This is a genomic window from Enterobacter sp. 18A13 (assembly GCF_007035975.1).
Lineage (GTDB): Bacteria > Pseudomonadota > Gammaproteobacteria > Enterobacterales > Enterobacteriaceae > Enterobacter > Enterobacter vonholyi.
The window spans coordinates 99,475-122,481 of record NZ_AP019634.1 but is presented as its reverse complement, the minus strand read 5'-3'; the positions used below and the strand labels follow the sequence as shown (position 1 = coordinate 122,481).

Here is a 23,007-nt window from a genome sequence, read left to right as displayed (position 1 = left end):
GCCAAACCCGAGATTCTCAAAGGTGGCGTAGTATACGCTGACTCGGCGGTGTGCTCAAGTCCCGAACAGACAAAGATCCCGATGGATCGCGAGAAATAGCCTAAATCCAGCCATGTTCTGCGAAAGAAATGTACTCACCGCGGCCAATTATCAGATGGTCCAGCACACGAATGTCCATGAATTGACAGCATTTGATAATGCGTTCGGTGATTTCTTTGTCAGCTCTGCTCGGTTCTGCACAGCCAGAGGGGTGATTATGCGCGAGGATCACGCCCGCTGCATTCACTTTTATCGCTTCCCGCACAATTTCACGCGGATGCACCTCAACGTGGCTCAATGTGCCCGCAAAGAGACAGCTATGTTTAAGCACTCGATTTCTGTTATCGACAAAGATCACCATAAAGATCTCGCGTTCAATATCGGTTAACTGACTTTGCAGGAATTCACGCGTCATTTCTGGCGTCAGGATCGGATCTTCCTTCTCCATGCGGACATTATAAAAACGGCGGGCAAGTTCAGCTATGCCCCTCAGCTGGGCATACTTCGCCACGCCGATCCCCTCTACGTGCTTAAACTGCGCCAGATCGGCGGTCAGTAAACCGTAGAGCGAACCGAAATGTGCTATCAGCTCTTTTGCCAGCGTAAATACCGTTTTTCCGGGCGTTCCGGTACGTAAAAAGAGCGCCAGCAGTTCATCGTCTTTTAACAGGGTGACGCCATAGCGCAGCAGTTTTTCGCGCGGCAGCAGCTCCTCATCCTTTTCTTCCATGCCCTTTCTCCCTTTTTTAACCTCATGCTGCCACAGGCCAATCCGTCGCTCGACGACCACATTGCGTTCTTGCGTAGCGGCTCGCAAAGTGGCCGAAGGACAAAATCACCCCGCTTTGGGGATTGTGATAAAATGCCTGCTCTCTGGTGAAACCCAACAGGAAAGAATCATGATGAGCCTGGCCGGTAAAAAAATCGTTCTTGGCGTGAGCGGCGGCATTGCTGCTTATAAAGCGCCGGACCTCGTGCGTCGCCTGCGCGAGCGAGGGGCTGATGTGCGGGTCGCGATAACCGAAGGCGGTAAAGCCTTTATCACTCCCCTGAGCCTGCAGGCCGTTTCAGGATACCCGGTTTCTGACAGCCTGCTCGATCCGGCCGCCGAAGCCGCGATGGGCCATATTGAACTGGGTAAATGGGCAGACCTGGTTATCCTCGCCCCCGCCACGGCCGATTTAATCGCTCGGGTGGCGGCCGGTATGGCAAACGACCTGGTTTCCACCATTTGTCTGGCCACGCCTGCGCCTGTTGCCGTCGTTCCTGCTATGAACCAGCAGATGTACCGTAATGCGGCCACCCAGCACAATCTTGAGACGCTGGCCTCACGCGGACTGCTTATCTGGGGACCGGACAGCGGCAGCCAGGCCTGCGGCGACGTTGGCCCGGGTCGCATGCTTGATCCGCTGACGATTGTTGATATGGCCGCCGCCCATTTTTCGCCTGTCAACGATCTGCAACATCTCAACATCATGATTACCGCGGGCCCTACGCGCGAGCCGCTGGACCCGGTGCGCTATATCACCAATCACAGCTCCGGTAAGATGGGTTTTGCCATTGCCGCCGCAGCGGCGAAGCGCGGCGCGAACGTCACGCTGGTGAGCGGCCCGGTATCGCTGCCTACCCCTGCGTTTGTGAAGCGAATTGACGTTACCACCGCGCTGGAGATGGAAGCCGCCGTGCAGGCGCATGCTCAAAGCCAGCAGATTTTTATCGGCTGTGCAGCCGTTGCAGACTATCGTGCCGAGACGATCGCCGAGGCTAAAATTAAAAAGCAAGGCGATGAATTAACAATAAAAATGGTGAAAAACCCGGACATTGTTGCCGGTGTCGCCACACTAAAAAGCCATCGTCCATACGTTGTTGGGTTTGCCGCAGAAACGAATAATGTGGAAGAATATGCCCGGCAAAAACGTACCCGCAAAAACCTCGATTTGATTTGCGCGAACGACGTATCGCTGGCCACACAGGGATTTAACAGCGACAGCAACGCACTGCACCTTTTCTGGCAGGATGGAGATAAAGTCTTACCGCTTGAGCGCAAGGAACTCCTGGGCCAACAATTACTGGACGAGATCGTTACCCGTTATGATGAAAAAAATCGACGTTAAGATTCTGGACCCGCGTGTTGGCGAGCTATTCCCGCTGCCAACCTATGCCACCTCCGGCTCTGCCGGTCTTGACCTGCGCGCCTGTCTCGATGACGCCGTAGAACTGGCTCCGGGTGCCACTACCCTGGTTCCAACTGGCCTGGCGATTCACATTGCTGACCCGTCTCTGGCAGCGGTGATCCTGCCGCGTTCTGGTCTGGGCCATAAGCACGGCGTTGTGCTGGGTAACCTGGTGGGTCTGATTGACTCCGACTATCAGGGTCAACTGATGGTCTCCGTCTGGAACCGTGGTCAGGACAGCTTCACCATTGAACCAGGCGAGCGTATCGCACAGATGGTCTTTGTACCGGTGGTACAGGCAGAATTTAACCTGGTGGCAGACTTTGACGCCACCGACCGTGGCGAAGGCGGCTTCGGCCATTCCGGGCGCAAATAACGGCCCGAAAGACACGTATCTCACAGCGTCATAATGCAATAACAAACCGCAAACGCCAGTTTGCGGTCGCTGTGTGGATGCCAGCCTGGCAAGTGCTTATTTTCAGGGGTATTTTGTAACATGGCAGAAAAACAAACCGCGAAAAGGAATCGTCGCGAAGAAATACTTCAATCTCTGGCTCTGATGCTTGAATCCAGCGATGGCAGTCAACGCATCACCACCGCTAAACTGGCCGCCTCTGTGGGCGTGTCTGAGGCGGCGCTGTACCGTCATTTTCCGAGCAAAACCCGGATGTTCGACAGCCTGATCGAATTCATTGAAGACAGCCTGATCACGCGCATCAACCTGATTCTGAAAGATGAAAAAGACACGACCGCGCGTCTGCGTCTGATTGTGCTGTTAATCCTGGGCTTCGGTGAACGCAATCCGGGCTTAACCCGTATCCTCACCGGCCACGCGCTGATGTTTGAACAGGACAGACTGCAGGGCCGCATTAACCAGCTTTTCGAGCGAATTGAAGCGCAGCTGCGCCAGGTACTGCGCGAAAAGAAAATGCGTGAGGGCGAAGGTTACAGCATTGATGAAACGCTGCTGGCGAGCCAGATTCTGGCGTTTTGTGAAGGCATGCTCTCCCGCTTTGTGCGTAGCGAATTCAAATACCGTCCAACGGACGATTTTGAAGCCCGCTGGCCGTTAGTGGCTGCTCAGCTGCAGTAATCCGTAAGCCCGGTAAGCGTCGCGCCACCGGGCAATTTAACTACACCCCGAACTCTTCCCGGTACGCACGTACCGCCGCCAGATGGTCCGCCATCTCAGGCTTCTCTTCCAGATACGCAATCAGCTCTTTCAGGGTGATAATCGACGTCACTTTACAGCTGTAATCGCGCTCAACTTCCTGAATAGCGGAAATTTCACCGCGACCACGCTCCTGACGATCCAGAGAAATTAGCACGCCAGCAAGCGTCGCACCGTTGGCCTGGATAATCTCCATCGATTCGCGGATCGCCGTACCCGCGGTGATCACGTCATCGACCAGCATGACGCGGCCCTGCAGTGTGCTGCCGACCAGATTTCCGCCTTCACCGTGGGTTTTAGCCTCTTTGCGGTTAAAGCAGTACGGCACGTCGCGGTCATGGTGTTCCGCCAGCGCCACCGCGGTGGTGGTCGCAATCGGAATGCCTTTATAGGCCGGGCCAAAAAGCAGGTCAAAATCAATCCCGGAATCCACCAGCGCTTCGGCATAGAAACGGCCTAACAGTGCCAGATCGCGCCCGGTATTAAACAGCCCGGCGTTGAAGAAATAGGGACTCTTACGCCCGGATTTCAGCGTAAACTCGCCAAACTTAAGTACCTGCTTGTTAAGCGCAAACTCAATAAACTGGCGCTGATACGATTTCATGGATTTGCTCCTTTGGTTTTTCTGTCTTACAGGCAAAAAAAAGGCGACTCATTGGTCGCCTTTTAAATCAATTTTCTAACGCCGCTTTCTGCGTCGTTACAATGGATTCGATTCCCCCTCGGGCCAACGCCAGCAGGGAGAGAAGCTCGTCGTGGGTGAACGGCTCGCCTTCCGCCGTGCCCTGTACTTCAATGATGCGACCGTCTTCGGTCATCACCACGTTCATGTCGGTCTCGGCGGCAGAATCTTCAACGTATTCCAGATCGCAAAGCGCTTCACCGTTAACGATACCCACGGACACCGCCGCAACCATACCTTTCATTGGGTTGGTTTTCAGCTTACCGGCCGCAACCAGCTTGTTGAGGGCATCCGCCAGCGCCACGCATGCGCCAGTAATGGACGCCGTACGCGTACCACCGTCTGCCTGAATAACGTCGCAGTCCAGCGTAATGGTGAATTCGCCGAGGATTTTCAGATCAACGGCTGCACGCAGCGCACGCGCGATCAGACGCTGAATTTCCATGGTACGACCGCCCTGCTTGCCCTTTGCCGCTTCGCGGGCGTTTCGGGTATGGGTCGCACGCGGCAGCATGCCGTACTCTGCGGTGATCCAGCCCTGGCCCTGACCTTTCAGGAAACGCGGAACGCCTTCTTCAATGGACGCGGTGCAGAGAACCTTCGTGTCACCAAACTCAACCAGCACGGAGCCTTCAGCGTGTTTTGTATAGTTACGGGTCAGGGTGACGGGACGCACCTGATTGGCGCTACGACCTGATGGACGCATGATGGATTCTCCGGCTTGAAACGAATGTGGCTGCGCATTATACGGATAAAGGACGCTTATTCCTATCCTGAGAAGCCCCCGAAAGCTATAATCCCCCCATCTCTCCTTTAAAAACGGGAATGTCTATGATCCGCAGTATGACCGCCTACGCCCGGCGTGAAATCAAGGGTAGCTGGGGTAGCGCCACATGGGAAATGCGCTCGGTAAACCAGCGTTACCTGGAAACGTATTTCCGTATGCCGGAGCAGTTCCGCAGCCTTGAGCCTGTCGTACGTGAACGTATCCGTACGCGTCTGACGCGCGGGAAAGTGGAATGTAACCTGCGCTTTGAGCCTGATGCCAGCGCTCAGGGCGAACTGATCCTCAACGAAAAACTGGCGAAACAGCTCGTGAATGCGGCGAACTGGGTCAAAATGCAGAGCGATGAAGGCGAAATCAACCCGGTTGATATTCTGCGCTGGCCTGGCGTCATGGCCGCCGGTGAACAGGACCTGGATGCCATTGCCGCTGAAATCCTGGCAGCCCTCGACGGCACGCTGGACGACTTTATCGTTGCCCGTGAAACCGAAGGCCAGGCGCTGAAAGCGATGATTGAGCAGCGCCTTGAAGGCGTGAGCACCGAAGTAGCCAAAGTCCGCGCCCATATGCCAGAAGTGCTGCAATGGCAGCGCGAGCGTCTTGTCGCCAAACTGGAAGAAGCCGAAGTTCAGCTGGAAAACACCCGTCTGGAACAAGAACTGGTGCTGATGGCGCAGCGTATCGATGTCGCTGAAGAGCTGGACCGTCTGGAAGCGCACGTTAAAGAAACCTACAACATTCTGAAGAAGAAAGAGGCTGTGGGCCGCCGTCTGGACTTTATGATGCAGGAGTTCAACCGCGAGTCGAACACCCTGGCGTCTAAGTCAATCAATGCAGAAGTGACGAATTCAGCGATTGAGCTGAAAGTGCTGATTGAGCAGATGCGCGAGCAGATCCAGAATATCGAGTAATGCATTTCGGGTGGTGTCGATGGTGCCACCCATTACTATTTCTAATCCATCCATGCATCTATTTTTGTCTTTTACCGCCGCTCATCAAGCTTTTTCAACATATCCTGATAAAAATTTATAGGGCAAATCAAGTCGCCTTAGAAAATCTCAATCGTGATCTTGCGCACAAATCGCTAACCTCCCACGCGTTCACACCGGAGGGTATATGCTGCTTCACATCCTTTATCTCATTGGCATCACCGCAGAAGCCATGACCGGCGCACTTGCCGCCGGACGTCGCCGTATGGATACCTTCGGCGTAATCATTATTGCTACAGCAACCGCACTGGGCGGCGGTTCCGTGCGCGATATTCTGCTTGGCCATTACCCGCTCGGCTGGGTTAAACACCCTGAATACGTGATTATCGTGGCGACGGCCGCCGTGTTAACCACCATCGTGGCGCCCGTTATGCCCCATCTTCGCCGCCTGTTCCTGGTGCTTGATGCGCTGGGGCTGATCGTTTTTTCGATCATCGGTGCGCAAATCGCGCTCGATATGGGGGAAGGCCCGGTAATCGCCACCATTGCTGCCGTGGTCACTGGCGTATTCGGCGGCGTGCTGCGAGATATGTTCTGCAAACGCATCCCCCTGGTCTTTCAAAAAGAGCTGTATGCTGGCATTTCCTTTGCGGCAGCGGTGCTTTATATCGCTCTGCAGCATTATGTTTCTAACCATGACGTGGTGGTCATCTCGACGCTGCTGTTTGGCTTTACGGCCCGCATGCTGGCGCTGCGTCTGAAGCTCGGGCTGCCCGTTTTTCATTACAAACACAGCGCACACTAGCTTCAGAACCCATTGATGTGCTGTTCAGCGAGCCATTTCGCCAGCACATCAATTTGAGGCGCGTGCAGCCAGTTAATGATTTGTCGCGCTTTCTCCTCTCCCGTTCCCGGCAGGGTCTGCCAGTCCTTTGCGTTGCGCCCGCTCATCTTCTGCCACGATATGTCTCCCATTGCCTTCAGCGAAGACTGCGACATTGGCACACCCAATGCCATGAGCCAGCGGGTAAAAGGCTTCTCGCGCACCAGATTAAATCGGTGCCAGAGCGCCAGCCCGCGCGCAGAGGAAAATCCCGGTACAGCCTGCAGCTGCGCCTGCGTTAATAACAGCCACGAAAAGAGATGTTCAAAATGATGCGCCTGCCAGAGGGTTCGCCAGCCTGACTCGCCTAATCCATCAATATCAAGTACCTGCTTTGAACTAAGCCAGGTCAGTCGGGCAAAGAACTGTTCCATACACTCCGGTGAAGCATAGAAACAGCTAAGAGAATGATAACGTGGGGCCGGAGGCTCTGGTTTATGTCTGTCACTCCCGCGCCAGAGCACCTTATCAAACCGGGGGATACCTTGCCCGGCCAGGCTGATCTGGATCTGATCCCCCGGGGCAATATCCAGCCCCTGCCAGCGCTCAACCGAGCCCAGACTCACCCGCTGCACCTGTTTATCATCCAGTTGCACGGGTTCCAGCGCTGCTACAACGGAAATTTTGCCCGTTCGTCCCACGGAAAAATGAATATCACTCACCTCGGCGACCTGGGCTGCAGGAGGATATTTCCACGCGACGACCCAGCTGCCTTCTCCCGGTAACCAATCTTCGCCCGCGGGTTCATTCTCCGAACGCACCACAATGCCATCCGTGGCAAAGGGTAATGCGGTTACGTGCCAGGCCGCGCGCTGTTTCTCGACGGCATCAACAGCATCGGCGGGTAACGTATACCGTGCCGACAGCGTAAAACCGGCCTGAGACAGTTCAGCTAGAGATGTATGCATCTCTTTCGGTCCGTCCGGCCAGGCCCAGATGAATACGCCGAGCTTATTCGATAGCGCGTTATCCTTTTGCCGCATCATCGCACCCGCAACTTTTGCGCGAGCATTCATCCCGCCCATCTGCCGCTGAACGTGATTGTCGCTTAACCAGAAAAGCTCGCCCTGTAAGACGCTATTTGCCAACTTGCCGGTGAGCTTTTGCGGAACAGACGGGATTAAACGTACCTTATCGGTCCAGTCTTCCCCTTTCAGGCCATCACCTCGACTGATGGCCTGGGCCAACTTTCCGTCACGATAGACCAGCGTTACCGCCACACCGTCAACTTTGGGCTGCATCCACAGATGTTGCCGAGCGAGCATCCACTGTCTCAGAGCCTCTTTGCTGGCCACTTTATGTACGCCCGTATGGGCGACAGGATGTTTTACGCTCCCCGTCAGATTAGGGAGTTTCTCTTCTGAAGGCTCGCTGCCGAAACAGCGCTGCCACTGCGTTAACCGCCCGTGAAGCTGGTCGTAAACTTCGTCGTTGACCTCGCTCACCCCCTCCTTCCAATAAGCGTTATCCCAGCGTTTGATTTGCGCGCTTAACGACGCCATCTCTTTCTCTGCTTTTGCCTGCGACCACACTGGGCAAACCGCCGCGCCATAGCCACACCACAACAACATTACCCCGCTTATCCATCGCCACATCGCTACCCCTCCTTTGCATTGCAAGAGGTATACCCTGATGCCTGAAACAACGCTAACGGCAACGTTTCACAATGCGAGACGCTATCCGGTATTTCTTTTGGTGGCTGAAAACCCCAGATAAAACCTGAAAACGGCACGCAAAATTCAATAATCCGAGGGAAAAAGTGTGACAAAGACTACGTCACACGGCGGTGACGTGTATAATAAGCCCGTATGTAGGACTTCTTCGTTAACACATACAAAAGACTCTCATGGCTCAAGGCACGCTTTATATTGTTTCTGCCCCTAGCGGCGCGGGTAAATCCAGCCTTATTCAGGCACTGTTAAAAACCCAACCGTTGTACGACACACAGGTTTCTGTTTCTCATACCACGCGAGCGCCGCGTCCGGGTGAAGTGCACGGTGAACACTATTTCTTTGTGGATCACGACGAATTCAGAGCGATGATCGGCAGAGACGCGTTTCTTGAACACGCTGAAGTCTTCGGTAATTACTACGGTACCTCGCGTGAAACCATTGAGCAGGTTCTGGCCACGGGCGTGAATGTGTTCCTGGATATCGACTGGCAGGGTGCGCAGCAAATTCGCAAGAAAATGCCTGACTCCCGCAGTATCTTTATTTTACCACCATCGAAAGATGAGCTGGATCGCCGCCTGCGTGGGCGCGGCCAGGACAGCGAAGAAGTGATCGCAAAGCGTATGGAACAGGCTGTTGCAGAAATGAGCCATTACGCGGAATATGATTACCTAATTGTGAATGATGATTTTGATGCCGCGCTGAGCGATCTCAAAACCATTCTTCGTGCAGAACGTCTGCGTATGAGCCGCCAGAAGCAGCGACATGACGCATTAATCACCAAACTGTTGGCAGACTGAACCCACTTTCAGTATCATGCCCAGTCATTTCTTCACCTGTGGAGCATTTTAAGTATGGCACGCGTAACTGTTCAGGACGCTGTAGAGAAAATTGGTAACCGTTTTGACCTGGTACTGGTCGCCGCGCGTCGCGCTCGTCAGATGCAGGTAGGCGGTAAAGATCCGCTGGTACCGGAAGAAAACGATAAAACCACCGTTATTGCACTTCGCGAAATCGAAGAAGGTCTGATCAACAACCAGATCCTCGACGTGCGTGAGCGCCAGGAGCAGCAAGAGCAGGAAGCCGCAGAACTGCAGGCCGTAACCGCTATTGCTGAAGGTCGTCGTTAATTAAACCTGCGGGTCGCCCTTGTATCTGTTTGAAAGCCTGAATCAACTGATTCAAACCTACCTGCCTGAAGACCAGATTAAGCGTCTTCAGCAGGCGTATCTCGTTGCACGTGACGCTCACGAGGGCCAGACACGTTCAAGCGGTGAACCCTATATCACGCACCCGGTAGCGGTGGCCTGTATTCTGGCCGAGATGAAACTCGACTACGAAACGCTCATGGCCGCTCTGCTGCACGACGTGATCGAAGATACCCCTGCCACTTACCAGGACATGGAACAGCTGTTTGGCAAAAGCGTTGCCGAACTGGTGGAAGGGGTCTCTAAGCTTGATAAGCTGAATTTCCGCGACAAGAAAGAGGCGCAAGCCGAAAACTTCCGCAAGATGATTATGGCGATGGTGCAGGATATCCGCGTCATTCTCATCAAACTCGCTGACCGTACCCACAACATGCGCACGCTGGGCTCACTTCGTCCGGATAAACGTCGCCGTATTGCCCGTGAAACCCTCGAAATTTACAGCCCGCTGGCGCACCGTTTAGGTATTCACCACATTAAAACCGAGCTGGAAGAGCTGGGTTTTGAAGCGTTGTACCCGAACCGTTATCGCGTCATTAAAGAGGTGGTGAAAGCCGCACGCGGTAACCGTAAAGAGATGATTCAAAAAATCCTCTCTGAAATCGAAGGGCGCTTGCAGGAAGCGGGAATTCCGTGCCGCGTTAGCGGTCGCGAGAAACACCTGTACTCCATCTATTGCAAAATGGTGCTCAAAGAGCAACGTTTTCACTCGATCATGGATATCTACGCCTTCCGCGTGATCGTCCATGACTCGGACACCTGTTATCGCGTGCTGGGGCAGATGCACAGCCTCTACAAGCCGCGTCCGGGGCGTATGAAAGATTATATCGCCATTCCAAAAGCGAACGGCTATCAATCTTTGCACACCTCGATGATCGGGCCGCACGGCGTGCCTGTTGAGGTGCAAATTCGCACCGAAGACATGGACCAGATGGCAGAGATGGGTGTAGCCGCACACTGGGCCTATAAAGAGCACGGCGGCGAAAGCAGTACGACCGCACAAATCCGCGCCCAGCGCTGGATGCAGAGCCTGCTGGAACTTCAGCAGAGTGCGGGCAGCTCGTTTGAATTTATCGAGAGCGTTAAATCCGATCTCTTCCCGGATGAGATTTACGTTTTCACCCCAGAAGGTCGCATTGTCGAACTGCCTGCGGGCGCAACGCCGGTCGATTTCGCTTACGCCGTGCATACCGATATCGGGCATGCCTGCGTCGGCGCGCGCGTCGACAGACAGCCTTATCCGCTGTCTCAGCCGCTCTCCAGCGGCCAGACGGTAGAAATTATTACCGCGCCGGGCGCGCGTCCTAACGCGGCCTGGTTGAACTTTGTCGTAAGCTCCAAAGCACGCGCCAAAATTCGCCAGCTGCTGAAAAACCTCAAGCGTGATGATTCCGTCAGTCTGGGACGTCGGCTGCTCAACCACGCGTTGGGCGGTAGCCGTAAGCTGGCTGAGATCCCACCGGAGCATATCCAGCGCGAACTCGACCGAATGAAGCTCACGTCTCTGGACGATCTGCTGGCGGAAATTGGTCTGGGCAACGCCATGAGTGTCGTAGTAGCGAAAAACTTGCAGCAGGGCGAAGCGACACCTTCTGCTCCAGGCGCATCTGGCCATGCTCATTTGCCGATTAAAGGCGCGGACGGGGTACTGATCACCTTCGCAAAATGTTGCCGCCCAATTCCTGGCGACCCGATTATTGCGCACGTCAGCCCGGGCAAAGGGCTGGTTATCCACCATGAATCCTGTCGTAACATTCGCGGCTACCAGAAAGAAGCCGAGAAGTTTATGGCGGTCGAGTGGGATAAAGAGACCGCGCAGGAATTTATCACCGAAATTAAGGTGGATATGTTCAACCACCAGGGTGCCCTGGCGAACCTGACGGCAGCGATCAACACGGCCTCTTCCAACATTCAGAGTCTGAATACGGAAGAAAAAGATGGCCGCGTTTATAGCGCCTTTATTCGTCTGACCGCCCGCGACCGCGTACATCTGGCGAATATTATGCGCAAGATCCGCGTCATGCCGGACGTGATTAAAGTCACCCGAAACCGAAACTAGGTTTATGAATTCACAACGTTATGCACGTATCTGCGAAATGCTCGCCAGGCGTCAGCCTGACCTGACGGTCTGCATGGAGCAGGTGCATAAACCTCATAACGTCTCTGCCATCGTCCGTACCGCAGATGCTGTCGGTGTGCATGAAGTGCACGCCGTCTGGCCGGACGGCCGTATGCGAAATACGGTCTCAGCGGCGGCAGGCAGCAACAGCTGGGTGTCCGTCAAAAATCATCACACCATTGGCGAAGCCGTATCGCACCTGAAAGGGCGCGGGATGCAGATCCTTGCCACTAACCTGTCCGCTAAAGCCGTAGATTTCCGCGAGATCGACTACACCCGCCCGACCTGCATTTTAATGGGTCAGGAGAAAACCGGGATCTCCCAGGAAGCGCTGGATCTGGCGGATCGGGACATCATCATTCCGATGATCGGCATGGTCCAGTCTCTCAACGTCTCCGTGGCGTCCGCGCTCATTCTTTATGAAGCGCAGCGCCAGCGTCAGAACGCGGGGATGTACGAGCGCAGCAACAGCATGCTGCCGGAAGATGAACAGCAGCGCCTGCTGTTTGAAGGTGGTTATCCGGTGCTGGCTCGCGTTGCGAAGCAGAAAAAATTGCCTTACCCCCACGTCAACGCGCAGGGCGAAATTGAAGCCGATGCCGAGTGGTGGGCCACCATGCAGTACGCCGGGTAAGCGATGAAAGGCCGCCTGCTGGATGCCATCCCGCTTAACAGCCTGACGGGCGTGGGCGCGGCGCAAAGCAATAAGCTGGCGAAAATTGGCCTGCACACCGTGCAGGATCTCCTGCTTCACCTCCCCCTGCGTTACGAAGACCGCACCCAGCTCTATAAGATTGGCGATCTCCTTCCCGCCATTTACGCCACCGTTGAAGGCGAAGTACTGAACTGCAATATCACCTTCGGCGGACGCCGGATGATGACCTGCCAGATCAGCGACGGCACCGGCATTCTTACCATGCGTTTTTTCAACTTCAGCGCGGCGATGAAAAACAGCCTGGCGACGGGCCGCAGGGTGCTGGCCTATGGTGAAGCCAAACGCGGGAAATACGGCGCAGAGATGATCCACCCGGAGTACCGCGTGCAGGGCGATCTCAGCACGCCGGAGCTGCAGGAGACGCTCACCCCGGTTTACCCGACGACCGAAGGCATCAAGCAGGCGACGCTGCGTAAGCTCACCGATCAGGCGCTGGAGCTGCTGGATACCTGCGCCATTACCGAGCTGCTGCCGCCCGAGCTGGCGCAGGGCATGATGAGCCTGCCCGAGGCGCTGCGAACCCTGCACCGTCCGCCGCCAACGCTGCAGCTCAGCGATTTAGAAAGCGGCAAACACCCCGCCCAACAGCGTCTTATCCTTGAGGAATTACTGGCGCATAACCTGAGCATGTTGGCGCTTCGTGCGGGCGCGCAGCGCTTCCACGCTCAGCCCTTAAGCCAGAATGATGCGCTCAAAGATAAGCTGCTGGCCTCTCTGCCGTTTAAACCCACCGGCGCGCAGGCGCGCGTCACCGCTGAGATTGAACGCGATATGGCGCTCGACGTGCCGATGATGCGCCTGGTGCAGGGCGATGTAGGGTCCGGTAAAACGCTGGTTGCCGCGCTGGCAGCCCTGCGCGCGATTGCCCACGGTAAACAGGTCGCGCTTATGGCGCCGACCGAGCTGCTGGCTGAACAGCACGCCAACAATTTCCGCGCCTGGTTCGCGCCGCTGGGGATTGAAGTGGGCTGGCTTGCCGGGAAGCAAAAAGGCAAAGCGCGACTTGCGCAGCAGGAAGCCATCGCCAGCGGGCAGGTGCAGATGATTGTCGGCACGCACGCTATCTTCCAGGAGCAGGTGCAGTTCAGCGGCCTTGCGCTGGTGATTATCGATGAACAACACCGCTTTGGCGTCCATCAGCGTCTGGCGATGTGGGAAAAAGGCCTTCAACAGGGCTTCCACCCGCATCAGCTGATCATGACCGCCACGCCGATCCCGCGCACCCTGGCAATGACCGCCTACGCCGATCTGGATACCTCCACCATCGACGAACTGCCGCCGGGGCGGACGCCGGTGACGACGGTCGCGATTCCTGACACGCGTCGCAGCGATATTATTGACCGCGTGCGCAACGCCTGCACCCACGAAGGACGTCAGGCCTACTGGGTCTGTACGCTGATCGAGGAGTCTGAACTGCTGGAAGCGCAGGCTGCCGAAGCCACGTGGGAAGAACTCAAGCTGGCGCTGCCGGAGCTGAACGTGGGTCTGGTTCACGGACGCATGAAGCCCGCTGAAAAACAGTCGGTGATGCAGTCGTTTAAGCAGGGCGAGCTGCATTTGCTGGTCGCCACGACGGTCATTGAAGTGGGCGTGGACGTCCCGAACTCCAGCCTGATGATTATCGAAAACCCGGAGCGCCTGGGTCTTGCCCAGCTCCACCAGCTGCGCGGGCGCGTTGGCCGCGGCGCGGTAGCCTCCCACTGCGTCCTGCTCTACAAAGCCCCGCTCTCGAAAACCGCCCAGATGCGGTTGCAGGTGCTGCGCGACAGCAACGACGGTTTTGTGATTGCGCAAAAAGACCTGGAGATCCGCGGCCCGGGCGAACTGCTGGGCACGCGCCAGACGGGGAACGCGGAATTCAAAGTGGCGGATTTGCTGCGCGATCAGGCTATGATCCCGGAAGTTCAGCGCCTTGCGCGCCACATTCATGAACGCTACCCCGAACAGGCGGCAGCGTTAATTGAGCGCTGGATGCCGGAAACCGAGCGGTATTCCAACGCCTGATTTCAGGCAAACATTGGCAGCATCAGGTATAGCTTGATCACCAGCGCGTTGACGATATCAATAAAGAACGCCCCGACCATCGGGACCACCAGAAACGCCATGTGCGATGGCCCGAACCGTTCTGTGATCGCCTGCATGTTAGCGATAGCCGTTGGGGTTGCCCCCAGACCAAACCCGCAGTGACCCGCCGCCAGCACCGCCGCATCGTAGTTTTTGCCCATCATGCGCCAGGTGACGAACATAGCGTACAGCGCCATAAACAGGGTTTGCACTGCCAGAATCGCCACCATCGGCAGCGCCAGCGAGGCCAGCTCCCACAGCTTGAGGCTCATCAGCGCCATCGCCAGGAACAGCGAGAGGCAGACGTTGCCGAGCACCGACACCGCCCTTTCAAACACGCGGTAGAAGCCCATCAGCGCCAGACCGTTGCTCAGGATCACCCCGATAAACAGCACGCAAACAAACGTCGGCAGCTCAAACGCTGTGCCCGCCAGCCATTGCGCAACCACTTTGCCCACGGTCAGGCAGATGGCGATCATCGCGATGGTTTCAATCAGCACCAGCGAGGTGATACTGCGCCCAACGTCCGGCTTTTCAAAGGCGGTAGGCACCAGCTCATCGTCCGGCCTGCCGTCCGGCGTGGTAGAGTGCTTCACAAGATAACGCGCCACCGGGCCGCCAATCAGGCCACCCAGCACCAGGCCAAAGGTGGCACAGGCCATCGCTACTTCCGTCGCGTTTTCAAAGCCGTAGCGTTCGATGAATAGCTTGCTCCACGCGGCCCCGGTTCCGTGACCGCCCGAAAGGGTAATCGACCCCGCCAGCAGCCCCATCAGCGGATCCAGCCCCAGCAGCGTCGCCATGCCGATGCCAATGGCGTTTTGCATCAGCAGCAGCCCCACCACCACAATCAGGAATACGCCGAGCACCTTACCGCCCGAGCGCAGGCTCGCCAGGTTGGCGTTCAGGCCGATAGTGGCAAAGAAGGCCAGCATCAGAGGGTCTTTCAGGGACATATCAAAATCGATTTCCCAGCCCAGGCTTTTTTTCAGCACCAGCAGGGCCAGCGCTACCAGCAGGCCGCCGGCGACGGGTTCAGGAATGGTGTACTTTTTCAGAAGGGAAACGCTATGTACCAGCTTACGACCAAGCAGTAAGACCAGCGTTGCGGCAACAAGGGTCGACAACGTATCGAGATGAATCATAGAAGGCTCCTTTTTTGCGCGTGTTCCATACACACGCGGCGTTATCCTGGGCCGGTTTGCGCTCTTCATGAGCCCCCGGCGCAAAAAGTGTAATTTTTTTTCCCGATGCGTTGTAGAAAACCTGCTCACAGCGGCAGAATTTCTTGCCTTTTTTTGCTGGCAATCGTTTGCTTTTACCAGGTGGTCAGATAAAATGCCCGCTTTTCCACCGTGGGATTGCCGCCGATGTCCGTTAACACCATAGAGTCGCCTGATGCGCAACCGATTGCGCCGAAGCAAAATAGCGAACTGATTTACCGCCTTGAAGACCGCCCGCCGCTGCCGCAAACGCTTTTCGCTGCCTGCCAGCATCTTCTGGCTATGTTTGTTGCGGTGATCACTCCGGCGCTGCTGATTTGCCAGGCGCTCGGCTTACCGGCGCAGGACACGCAGCACATTATCAGCATGTCTCTTTTCGCCTCCGGCGTGGCCTCAATTATTCAAATTAAAGCGTGGGGTCCGGTGGGGTCGGGTTTGTTGTCGATTCAGGGCACAAGCTTTAACTTCGTGGCACCGCTGATCATGGGCGGTACGGCCCTGAAAACCGGCGGTGCGGATGTTCCGACCATGATGGCGGCGCTGTTCGGCACGCTGATGCTGGCCAGCTGTACGGAGATGGTGATCTCCCGCGTTCTGCATCTGGCTCGCCGCGTTATCACCCCGCTGGTTTCCGGCGTCGTCGTGATGATTATCGGCCTGTCGCTGATTCAGGTGGGCCTTACCTCCATCGGCGGCGGCTATGCCGCGATGAGCGACCATACCTTCGGCGCGCCGAAAAACCTGCTGCTGGCAGGCGTCGTGCTGGCGATCATTATTCTGCTTAACCGTCAGCGTAACCCTTACCTGCGCGTCGCCTCCCTGGTGATCGCCATGGCGGCGGGTTATCTGCTGGCGTGGGCGCTGGGCATGCTGCCGGAGAACACCGCGCCGACCAACAGCGCGCTGATCGTCGTCCCCACGCCTTTGTACTACGGTCTGGGCATTGACTGGGGTCTGCTCCTGCCGCTGATGCTGGTCTTTATGATCACCTCTCTGGAAACCATCGGCGACATCACCGCTACCTCAGACGTCTCCGAGCAGCCGGTGTCCGGCCCGCTGTACATGAAGCGACTGAAAGGCGGCGTTCTGGCGAACGGTCTGAACTCGTTTGTCTCTGCGGTATTCAACACCTTCCCGAACTCCTGCTTCGGTCAAAACAACGGCGTCATCCAGCTGACCGGCGTGGCCAGCCGCTACGTCGGTTTTGTAGTAGCGCTGATGCTGATCGTCCTCGGCCTGTTCCCGGCGGTAAGCGGCTTTGTGCAGCACATCCCTGAGCCAGTGCTGGGCGGCGCAACGCTGGTGATGTTCGGGACTATCGCAGCCTCCGGCGTGCGTATCGTCTCCCGCGAACCACTGAACCGCCGCGCGATCATGATTATCGCGCTGTCGCTGGCCGTTGGTCTGGGCGTTTCCCAGCAGCCGCTGATCCTGCAGTTTGCCCCTGACTGGGTGAAAAACCTGCTCTCTTCCGGCATTGCTGCGGGCGGTATCACCGCTATCGTGCTGAACCTCGTTTTCCCGCCTGAGAAAAATTGATTTCTCTCACGGCAGGCAGTCAATGCCTGCCGTGACATCGAATTACACCATTCCCGCCTTGAGGATTGCGCATAAATCGTGCATAACTCCCTTATGTGCGTTTTGCGGGATGGAAGACCATGAAATTTATTGGAAAGCTCCTCATCTATCTTCTGGTAGCCCTGCTCATTGTGCTGCTGGCGTTCTACATTCTGCTCCAGACCCGCTGGGGCGCGTCTCAGGTCAGCAGCTGGGTAACGGTGAATACCGACTACGAACTCAGTTTCGACAAGATGAATCACCGCTTTTCGTCGCCTTCCCACATTATTCTGGAAAACGTCACCTTCGGTCGGGACGGTAAACCCGCCACGCTGGTAGCCAAAAAAGTCGATATTGGACTGAGCAGCCGTCAGATAACCGATCCGCTGCACATGGACACCATCACCCTCTTCGACGGCACGCTGAATCTCTCGCCGCAGACGGCGCCGCTGCCTTTCCAGGCGGATCGCCTGCAGCTTAACAACATGGCCTTTAACAGCCCGAATACCGAATGGGAACTCAGCGCGCAGAAGGTCACGGGCGGCGTCAGCCCATGGCAGCCGGAAGCCGGCAACGTGCTGGGGCATAATGCGCAGATCCAGATGAGCGCGGGCTCGCTGACCCTGAACGGCGTACCGGCCACCAACGTGCTGATCGAGGGCCAGCTTAACGGCAAGGAGGTGGTGCTGAAAACGATTGGCGCCGACATGGCTCGTGGCTCACTCACCGGCTCCGCCCTGCGCAACGCCGACGGGAGCTGGATTATCGACACCATGCACCTTAACGAGATCCGCCTGCAGAGCGATAAAACGCTGACGGCATTCTTCGCGCCGCTGGGCACCATTCCCTCTTTGCAGATTGGCCGTCTGGACGTGACCGACGCCCGGCTTCAGGGCCCGGACTGGGCTGTGACCGATCTCGACTTAAGCCTGCGCAACCTGACTCTGAGCAAAGGTGACTGGCAGAGCCAGGAAGGTCGTCTGTCCATGAACGCCAGCGAGTTTATCTACGGCTCGCTGCATCTTTTCGACCCGATCCTGAATGCGGAGTTTTCCCCGCAGGGCATGGCGCTGCGTCAGTTCACCTCCCGCTGGGAGGGCGGCATGGTACGCACCTCGGGCAACTGGCTACGCGACGGTAAAGCGCTGGTTCTGGACGATGTTGCCATCGCTGGACTGGAGTACACCCTGCCGCAGAACTGGAAAACATTGTGGATGGAGCCTCTGCCGGAATGGCTGAACAGCGTCACGCTGCAAAAATTCGGCCTGAGCCGTAACCTGGTGATCGACATCGATCCCGCCTTCCCCTGGCAGATCACCTCTCTGGACGGCTATGGCGCAAACCTGCAGCTGGTGAAAGATCGCCAGTGGGGCGTCTGGGGCGGGAGCGCAACCCTGAACGGCGCGGCGGCGACCTTTAACCGCGTCGACGTGCGCCGCCCGTCGCTGGCGCTGAATGCCAACGCCGCCACGGTGAACATTACCGACCTGAGCGCGTTTACCGAAAAAGGCATTCTGGAAGCCACGGCGACCGTTTCACAACTCCCGCAGCGGCAGACTACGGTAAGCCTGAACGGGCGCGGCGTACCGCTCAACGTACTGCAGCAGTGGGGCTGGCCTGCTCTGCCGATTACGGGCGACGGCAATATTCAGCTCACTGCCAGCGGCAGCGTGCAGGCGAATGCCCCGCTGAAGCCGACGGTGAATGGGAAGCTGAGCGCGGTGAATATGGATAAGCAGCAGGTGCAGCAGACGATGACGGGCGGGGTGGTTTCAACACCACCCTCACCCCAGCCCTCTCCCTGAAAGGGAGAGGGAGCAAACCACTCCCTCGCTCCTTTGGGGTGAGGGTTAGGGAGAGGGGAATTAAAGGTGAACCACCACCTCATCGCCCTCCGCTTTCACCACCACGCCCCACTCGCTGCCCGCATGCGAACCGCCCTTCACGCCGCTCACCTTCTGCACGTTGCGCAAGCACACCGACCAGTTTTGCGCGTCTCCCGCGCCGGTAAAGGTCACGATGTCGCCCCGACGTGACGCCTTCAGCGTAAACGCCACGGAGCCGTCCGCCGCAGGGACTTCGCCGACCGCCGTTGCGCCATCGTCCAGGTTAAACAGCTGAAAGGCCGTTCCCTCGTGCCACGCGTAGTCCGGCTTCTGGTTATTGTTGCCTAGCGCAAGCAGCGTGTTGTCGCGCACGTAGACCGGCAGGCTCATGAAACCGTGCTGCTGCTTATGCCAGCGGCTGCCCTGGATTTCGTCGTTGTGCCACAGGTGCGTCCAGCGCCCTTCCGGCAGGTAGAACTGCACGTCGCCCGCCTCGGAGAATACCGGTGCCACCGTTAACGAATCCCCCAGCATGTACTGACGGTCGAGGTAATCGCACGCCGGATCGTCCGGAAATTCCAGCATCATCGCGCGCAGCATCGGCGTGCCGAACTCGCGGGCCAGCGCCGCCTGACGATACAGGTACGGCATCAGTTGGCACTTCAGCTGGGTGAAGTGGCGCACCACGTCGCAGGACTCGTCATCGTATGCCCACGGCACGCGGTAGGATTTGCTGCCGTGCAGGCGGCTGTGGCTGGAGAACAGCCCGAACGCGCACCAGCGCTTGTAGACGTGCGCCGGGGCGGTGTTTTCGAACCCGCCGATATCGTGGCTCCAGAACCCAAAGCCGGACAGACCAATCGACAGCCCGCCGCGCAGGCTTTCGGCCATCGACTCATAGTTGGCGTAGCAGTCGCCGCCCCAGTGAACCGGGAACTGTTGCGCACCCACGGACGCGGAGCGTGCAAACAGCACCGCCTCTTCTTCACCCACCGTCTCTTTCAGCACGTTCCACACCAGTTCGTTGTAGATGTAGGCGTAGTGGTTGTGCATCTTCTGCGGATCGGATCCGTCAAACCACTGGACGTCGGTCGGGATACGCTCGCCAAAGTCGGTCTTGAAACAGTCGACGCCGATATCTACCAGGCCTTTCAGCTTGTCGACATACCACCGGCACGCGTCCGGATTGGTGAAGTCATAAATCGCCAGCCCCGGCTGCCATTTGTCCCACTGCCACAGGGAGCCGTCCGGGCGCCTGAGCAGGTAGCCCTTCTCTTTCAGCTCCCGGAAGATGGGGGATTTCTGGCCGATGTACGGGTTGATCCACACGCAGACCTTCAGCCCTTTCTCTTTCAGGCGGCGGATCATCCCTTCCGGATCCGGGAAGGTCACCGGGTCCCACTCGAAGTCGCACCACTGGAAGGCCTTCATCCAGAAGCAGTCGAAGTGGAACACGTGCAGCGGCAGATCGCGCTCGGCCATGCCGTCGATAAAGCTGTTCACCGTCGCTTCGTCGTAGTTGGTGGTGAACGAGGTGGTCAGCCACAGGCCGAACGACCACGCAGGCGGCAGCGCCGGACGCCCGGTGAACTGCGTATAGCGGTTTAATACCTCTTTTGGCGTCGGGCCGTCGATCACGAAGTACTCGAGATATTCCCCCTCCACGCTGAACTGCACTTTGGAGACCTTCTCGGAGCCAACTTCAAACGAGACGTTCTCGGGATGATTCACCAGCACGCCGTAGCCGCGGTTGGTCAGGTAGAACGGGATATTTTTGTAGGACTGCTCGGTGCTGGTGCCGCCGTCGCGGTTCCAGGTTTCGACCGTCTGGCCGTTGCGCACCAGCGCGGTAAAGCGCTCGCCCAGGCCGTAGACCGTTTCGCCCACGCCCAGATCCAGACGCTCGAACACGTAATTGCGATCGGTGTTGCTGTCCTGCACGTAGCCGTTGTTTTTCAGCTGGCTGCCGGTAATGCGCTGGCCGTTGCGCAGGAAATCCAGCGCCCAGAACTCGCCTTTGGTGACGCGCACGCTGATACTGCCGCTTTTCAGCTCGGCAAAATCGGCGTTGTTTTCAATCTCAACATTCACGTCTTTCAGAACGTTCAGCGGATAGTGCGGGCCGTTGTTAAGTGCGCCCTGGAAATGTTCGATGCGCACCCCGATAATCCCTTCCTGCGGGGCAAACAGGCGCACCGTGAACATCAACGTGTCGAGCTGCCAGGTACGCTCGCGCACGTCGCGCGGCGCAACAAATACCACCAGGTCATTGCCCTGCTGCTCCACGTCGAACACCTGAACCGGATACGTCACGTTCAGGCCCGGTTGAATAAGCCAGTTTCCATCACTGATTTTCATGCTCTCGTCCTCTTAGTTCTGTAATTCTTTGCTGACCGGCAGGTTTTCAAACTCCTGCTGGTTGCGGCGCGCGCCCTGCGCCAGCTCGCCCAGGATTTTGGTCAGGAAGGGGGTTTTCAGCGTGTAGTAGCGTTTGGCGATAATGGCGCTCAGCACGTAGCAGACCGCCGGGGCCAGGGTAAACAGGCCGATAATGATGCTGATGGTCGCGCCGTTCTGGGTTTTGGCTGCCGCGTCGTAGCCGCCGCCAGCCAGCATCCAGCCGATCATCGCTCCGCCCAGCGCCAGGCCGAGCTTCAGCACGAACAGGGTGCCCGCAAAGCTGATGCCGGTCAGGCGTTTGCCGTTGGTCCACTCGCCGTAGTCGACGGTATCGGACATCATCACCCACTGGATCGGCGTCACCAGCTGGTGCAATACGCCAATGACGAAGATGAAACCGAACATCAGCACGGTGGCATGCATTGGCACAAAGAACATCGCCACGCTGACCACCGCCAGCGTGGCGTTGGTCCACCAGAAGATGCTGACCTTGCACTTCCAGTCGGTGAGCGGTTTCGCCAGCGCGGAGCCAATCAGGTTGCCGACGCAGTAGGTGGTAAGGAACGCGACGAACACCTCCGGCGAGCCCATGATCCAGGTGCAGTAGTACATCATCGCGCCGCCGCGCACGCAGACGGCAAGGATGTTGAGGATGGTAAGCACGCCTACGATGCGCCACTGGTCGTTTTGCCAGATATCGCGCAGGTCTTCGCGCATGGAGGTGGTGCTCGGCGGCACCTGGATGCGCTCTTTGGTGGTGAAGAAGCAGAACGCCAGCATCAGGAACGCGACCACCGACAGCACGGCGATCCCGCCCTGGAAGCCGAACGCCTTATCGTCGCCGCCAATCAGCTTCACCAGCGGCATCATCAGCACCGTGGAGAGCATGCCGCCCGCGGTCGCCAGCACAAAGCGCCAGGACTGAAGGGAGATACGCTGCGTCGGGTCGTTGGTGATCACGCCGCCCAGCGCGCAGTACGGGATGTTCACTACGGTATAGAGCAGGGTCAGCAGCGTGTAGGTCACGGCGGCATAAACCATTTTGCCGTTGAGGCTGAGGTCCGGAGTGGTGTAGGCCAGCACGCAGACGATGCCGAACGGGATGGCACCAAACAAAATCCACGGACGGAACTTGCCCCAGCGGCTGCGGGTACGGTCGGCAATCAGCCCCATGCACGGGTCGGAGATCGCATCCAGCGCGCGCGCCAGCAGGAACATGGTGCCGACAAACCCGGCGGGAATGCCGAAAATATCGGTATAGAAAAACATCATGTACAACATGACGTTATCAAAAATGATGTGGCTGGCGGCGTCTCCCATACCGTAGCCAATCTTCTCTTTTACTGACAATACTTCGCTCATCTTTTTTTATCCTTCACGCTGTAGGGGGCGCTGAGACCGGTTACAGAGTTTTAAACCATTGTTTCAGGAGCGGGTATTGCGTTTTCTGGTTAGCAGATTACGTTTCTTGTTTTTTGTGATCGCGATAAATGTTGGAGAGCACAAAAGGCTAACCTGAGGATTTTCTTAGGAATTAGCTGAAACAGGGGGGTACAGGTCAAAAGA

Annotated in this window: 19 protein-coding genes; 12 read left to right on the top strand and 7 right to left on the bottom strand. The window is 57.1% G+C overall.

Translation table 11 applies throughout. The features are described 5' to 3' along the window. Positions 1-100: 100 nt before the first annotated feature. Complete coding sequence (gene radC / locus FOY93_RS00565; protein ID WP_143344485.1) at positions 101-769, bottom strand: RadC family protein; 669 nt, start codon at positions 767-769, stop codon at positions 101-103. Positions 770-941: 172 nt separating this feature from the next. On the opposite strand from radC, the gene coaBC reads away from it, so the two are divergent. The 3 genes from coaBC (at position 942) to slmA (ending at position 3,306) form a co-directional block, all read left to right on the top strand. After that, on the top strand, positions 942-2,153 hold the full coding sequence (gene coaBC, locus FOY93_RS00560; RefSeq protein ID WP_143345695.1) for a bifunctional phosphopantothenoylcysteine decarboxylase/phosphopantothenate--cysteine ligase CoaBC: 1,212 nt from the start codon (positions 942-944) through the stop codon (positions 2,151-2,153). Further along, entirely contained in the window at positions 2,131-2,589 is a 459-nt protein-coding gene (dut, locus tag FOY93_RS00555; protein WP_133293509.1) for a dUTP diphosphatase, read from the top strand. The genes coaBC and dut overlap by 23 nt, the downstream gene beginning before the upstream one ends. A gap of 120 nt (positions 2,590-2,709) precedes the next feature. Then, positions 2,710-3,306, top strand: a complete 597-nt coding sequence (gene slmA / locus FOY93_RS00550) for a nucleoid occlusion factor SlmA (RefSeq protein ID WP_133293508.1) — start codon at positions 2,710-2,712, stop codon at positions 3,304-3,306. Between the two features lie 40 nt (positions 3,307-3,346). On the opposite strand, the gene pyrE is transcribed toward slmA, so the two are convergent. After that, positions 3,347-3,988, bottom strand: coding sequence for an orotate phosphoribosyltransferase (gene pyrE / locus FOY93_RS00545; protein ID WP_111964296.1), 642 nt, complete (start codon positions 3,986-3,988; stop codon positions 3,347-3,349). A gap of 67 nt (positions 3,989-4,055) precedes the next feature. After that, the gene (gene rph, locus FOY93_RS00540; RefSeq protein ID WP_048975619.1) at positions 4,056-4,772 is read right to left on the bottom strand and encodes a ribonuclease PH; all 717 of its coding nucleotides are present in this window, start codon (positions 4,770-4,772) and stop codon (positions 4,056-4,058) included. 125 nt (positions 4,773-4,897) lie between these two features. On the opposite strand from rph, the gene FOY93_RS00535 reads away from it, so the two are divergent. Then, on the top strand, positions 4,898-5,761 hold the full coding sequence (locus FOY93_RS00535; protein ID WP_090420358.1) for a YicC/YloC family endoribonuclease: 864 nt from the start codon (positions 4,898-4,900) through the stop codon (positions 5,759-5,761). A 205-nt stretch (positions 5,762-5,966) separates the two neighbouring features. After that, positions 5,967-6,584 carry a trimeric intracellular cation channel family protein gene (locus tag FOY93_RS00530; protein WP_023334014.1) on the top strand — a complete coding sequence of 206 codons (618 nt, stop codon included), beginning with the start codon at positions 5,967-5,969 and terminating at the stop codon, positions 6,582-6,584. Positions 6,585-6,586: 2 nt separating this feature from the next. Here FOY93_RS00530 and ligB read toward each other — a convergent pair whose 3' ends face one another. Continuing rightward, on the bottom strand, positions 6,587-8,257 hold the full coding sequence (ligB, locus tag FOY93_RS00525; protein WP_143344484.1) for an NAD-dependent DNA ligase LigB: 1,671 nt from the start codon (positions 8,255-8,257) through the stop codon (positions 6,587-6,589). Between the two features lie 251 nt (positions 8,258-8,508). Between ligB and gmk the strand changes: the two genes are divergently transcribed. Genes gmk through recG form a run of 5 tightly spaced genes read left to right on the top strand, consistent with a single transcriptional unit; the run spans position 8,509 to position 14,375 of the window. After that, a complete protein-coding gene (gene gmk, locus FOY93_RS00520; RefSeq protein ID WP_010426438.1) occupies positions 8,509-9,132 on the top strand; it encodes a guanylate kinase in 624 nt (207 codons plus the stop codon). Positions 9,133-9,186: 54 nt separating this feature from the next. Then, positions 9,187-9,462, top strand: a complete 276-nt coding sequence (rpoZ, locus tag FOY93_RS00515; protein WP_000135058.1) for a DNA-directed RNA polymerase subunit omega — start codon at positions 9,187-9,189, stop codon at positions 9,460-9,462. Between the two features lie 19 nt (positions 9,463-9,481). After that, positions 9,482-11,596 carry a bifunctional GTP diphosphokinase/guanosine-3',5'-bis pyrophosphate 3'-pyrophosphohydrolase gene (gene spoT / locus FOY93_RS00510; RefSeq protein ID WP_111964293.1) on the top strand — a complete coding sequence of 705 codons (2,115 nt, stop codon included), beginning with the start codon at positions 9,482-9,484 and terminating at the stop codon, positions 11,594-11,596. A 4-nt stretch (positions 11,597-11,600) separates the two neighbouring features. After that, complete coding sequence (gene trmH, locus FOY93_RS00505; RefSeq protein WP_047059694.1) at positions 11,601-12,290, top strand: tRNA (guanosine(18)-2'-O)-methyltransferase TrmH; 690 nt, start codon at positions 11,601-11,603, stop codon at positions 12,288-12,290. A gap of 3 nt (positions 12,291-12,293) precedes the next feature. Next, entirely contained in the window at positions 12,294-14,375 is a 2,082-nt protein-coding gene (gene recG / locus FOY93_RS00500; protein ID WP_143344483.1) for an ATP-dependent DNA helicase RecG, read from the top strand. A gap of 2 nt (positions 14,376-14,377) precedes the next feature. Here the strand turns inward: recG and gltS are convergent, their stop codons facing one another. Further along, positions 14,378-15,580 (bottom strand): sodium/glutamate symporter, encoded by a 1,203-nt coding sequence (gene gltS, locus FOY93_RS00495; protein WP_111964291.1) that lies wholly within the window; start codon positions 15,578-15,580, stop codon positions 14,378-14,380. A gap of 225 nt (positions 15,581-15,805) precedes the next feature. Here gltS and xanP point away from each other — a divergent pair, with 225 nt between their 5' ends. Beyond that, complete coding sequence (gene xanP, locus FOY93_RS00490) at positions 15,806-17,197, top strand: xanthine/proton symporter XanP (RefSeq protein WP_127729084.1); 1,392 nt, start codon at positions 15,806-15,808, stop codon at positions 17,195-17,197. A gap of 119 nt (positions 17,198-17,316) precedes the next feature. After that, positions 17,317-19,020, top strand: coding sequence for an AsmA family protein (locus FOY93_RS00485; protein ID WP_143344482.1), 1,704 nt, complete (start codon positions 17,317-17,319; stop codon positions 19,018-19,020). Positions 19,021-19,080: 60 nt separating this feature from the next. Here FOY93_RS00485 and yicI read toward each other — a convergent pair whose 3' ends face one another. Together yicI and FOY93_RS00475 are read right to left on the bottom strand one after the other, a co-directional pair. Continuing rightward, on the bottom strand, positions 19,081-21,399 hold the full coding sequence (yicI, locus tag FOY93_RS00480; RefSeq protein ID WP_143344481.1) for an alpha-xylosidase: 2,319 nt from the start codon (positions 21,397-21,399) through the stop codon (positions 19,081-19,083). Positions 21,400-21,411: 12 nt separating this feature from the next. Continuing rightward, positions 21,412-22,803: a glycoside-pentoside-hexuronide family transporter gene (locus tag FOY93_RS00475; protein ID WP_143344480.1), complete on the bottom strand. Its 1,392-nt coding sequence runs from the start codon at positions 22,801-22,803 to the stop codon at positions 21,412-21,414. Positions 22,804-23,007 lie beyond the last annotated feature (204 nt).

Excerpts from the sequence above, each read along its gene's own strand:
- radC (WP_143344485.1), bottom strand. The coding sequence starts at position 769 with ATGGAAGAAAAGGATGAGGAGCTGCTGCCGCGCGAAAAACTGCTGCGC.
- coaBC (WP_143345695.1), top strand. The coding sequence starts at position 942 with ATGAGCCTGGCCGGTAAAAAAATCGTTCTTGGCGTGAGCGGCGGCATT.
- dut (WP_133293509.1), top strand. The coding sequence starts at position 2,131 with ATGATGAAAAAAATCGACGTTAAGATTCTGGACCCGCGTGTTGGCGAG.
- slmA (WP_133293508.1), top strand. The coding sequence starts at position 2,710 with ATGGCAGAAAAACAAACCGCGAAAAGGAATCGTCGCGAAGAAATACTT.
- pyrE (WP_111964296.1), bottom strand. The coding sequence starts at position 3,988 with ATGAAATCGTATCAGCGCCAGTTTATTGAGTTTGCGCTTAACAAGCAG.
- rph (WP_048975619.1), bottom strand. The coding sequence starts at position 4,772 with ATGCGTCCATCAGGTCGTAGCGCCAATCAGGTGCGTCCCGTCACCCTG.
- FOY93_RS00535 (WP_090420358.1), top strand. The coding sequence starts at position 4,898 with ATGATCCGCAGTATGACCGCCTACGCCCGGCGTGAAATCAAGGGTAGC.
- FOY93_RS00530 (WP_023334014.1), top strand. The coding sequence starts at position 5,967 with ATGCTGCTTCACATCCTTTATCTCATTGGCATCACCGCAGAAGCCATG.
- ligB (WP_143344484.1), bottom strand. The coding sequence starts at position 8,257 with ATGTGGCGATGGATAAGCGGGGTAATGTTGTTGTGGTGTGGCTATGGC.
- gmk (WP_010426438.1), top strand. The coding sequence starts at position 8,509 with ATGGCTCAAGGCACGCTTTATATTGTTTCTGCCCCTAGCGGCGCGGGT.
- rpoZ (WP_000135058.1), top strand. The coding sequence starts at position 9,187 with ATGGCACGCGTAACTGTTCAGGACGCTGTAGAGAAAATTGGTAACCGT.
- trmH (WP_047059694.1), top strand. The coding sequence starts at position 11,601 with ATGAATTCACAACGTTATGCACGTATCTGCGAAATGCTCGCCAGGCGT.
- recG (WP_143344483.1), top strand. The coding sequence starts at position 12,294 with ATGAAAGGCCGCCTGCTGGATGCCATCCCGCTTAACAGCCTGACGGGC.
- gltS (WP_111964291.1), bottom strand. The coding sequence starts at position 15,580 with ATGATTCATCTCGATACGTTGTCGACCCTTGTTGCCGCAACGCTGGTC.
- xanP (WP_127729084.1), top strand. The coding sequence starts at position 15,806 with ATGTCCGTTAACACCATAGAGTCGCCTGATGCGCAACCGATTGCGCCG.
- FOY93_RS00485 (WP_143344482.1), top strand. The coding sequence starts at position 17,317 with ATGAAATTTATTGGAAAGCTCCTCATCTATCTTCTGGTAGCCCTGCTC.
- yicI (WP_143344481.1), bottom strand. The coding sequence starts at position 21,399 with ATGAAAATCAGTGATGGAAACTGGCTTATTCAACCGGGCCTGAACGTG.
- FOY93_RS00475 (WP_143344480.1), bottom strand. The coding sequence starts at position 22,803 with ATGAGCGAAGTATTGTCAGTAAAAGAGAAGATTGGCTACGGTATGGGA.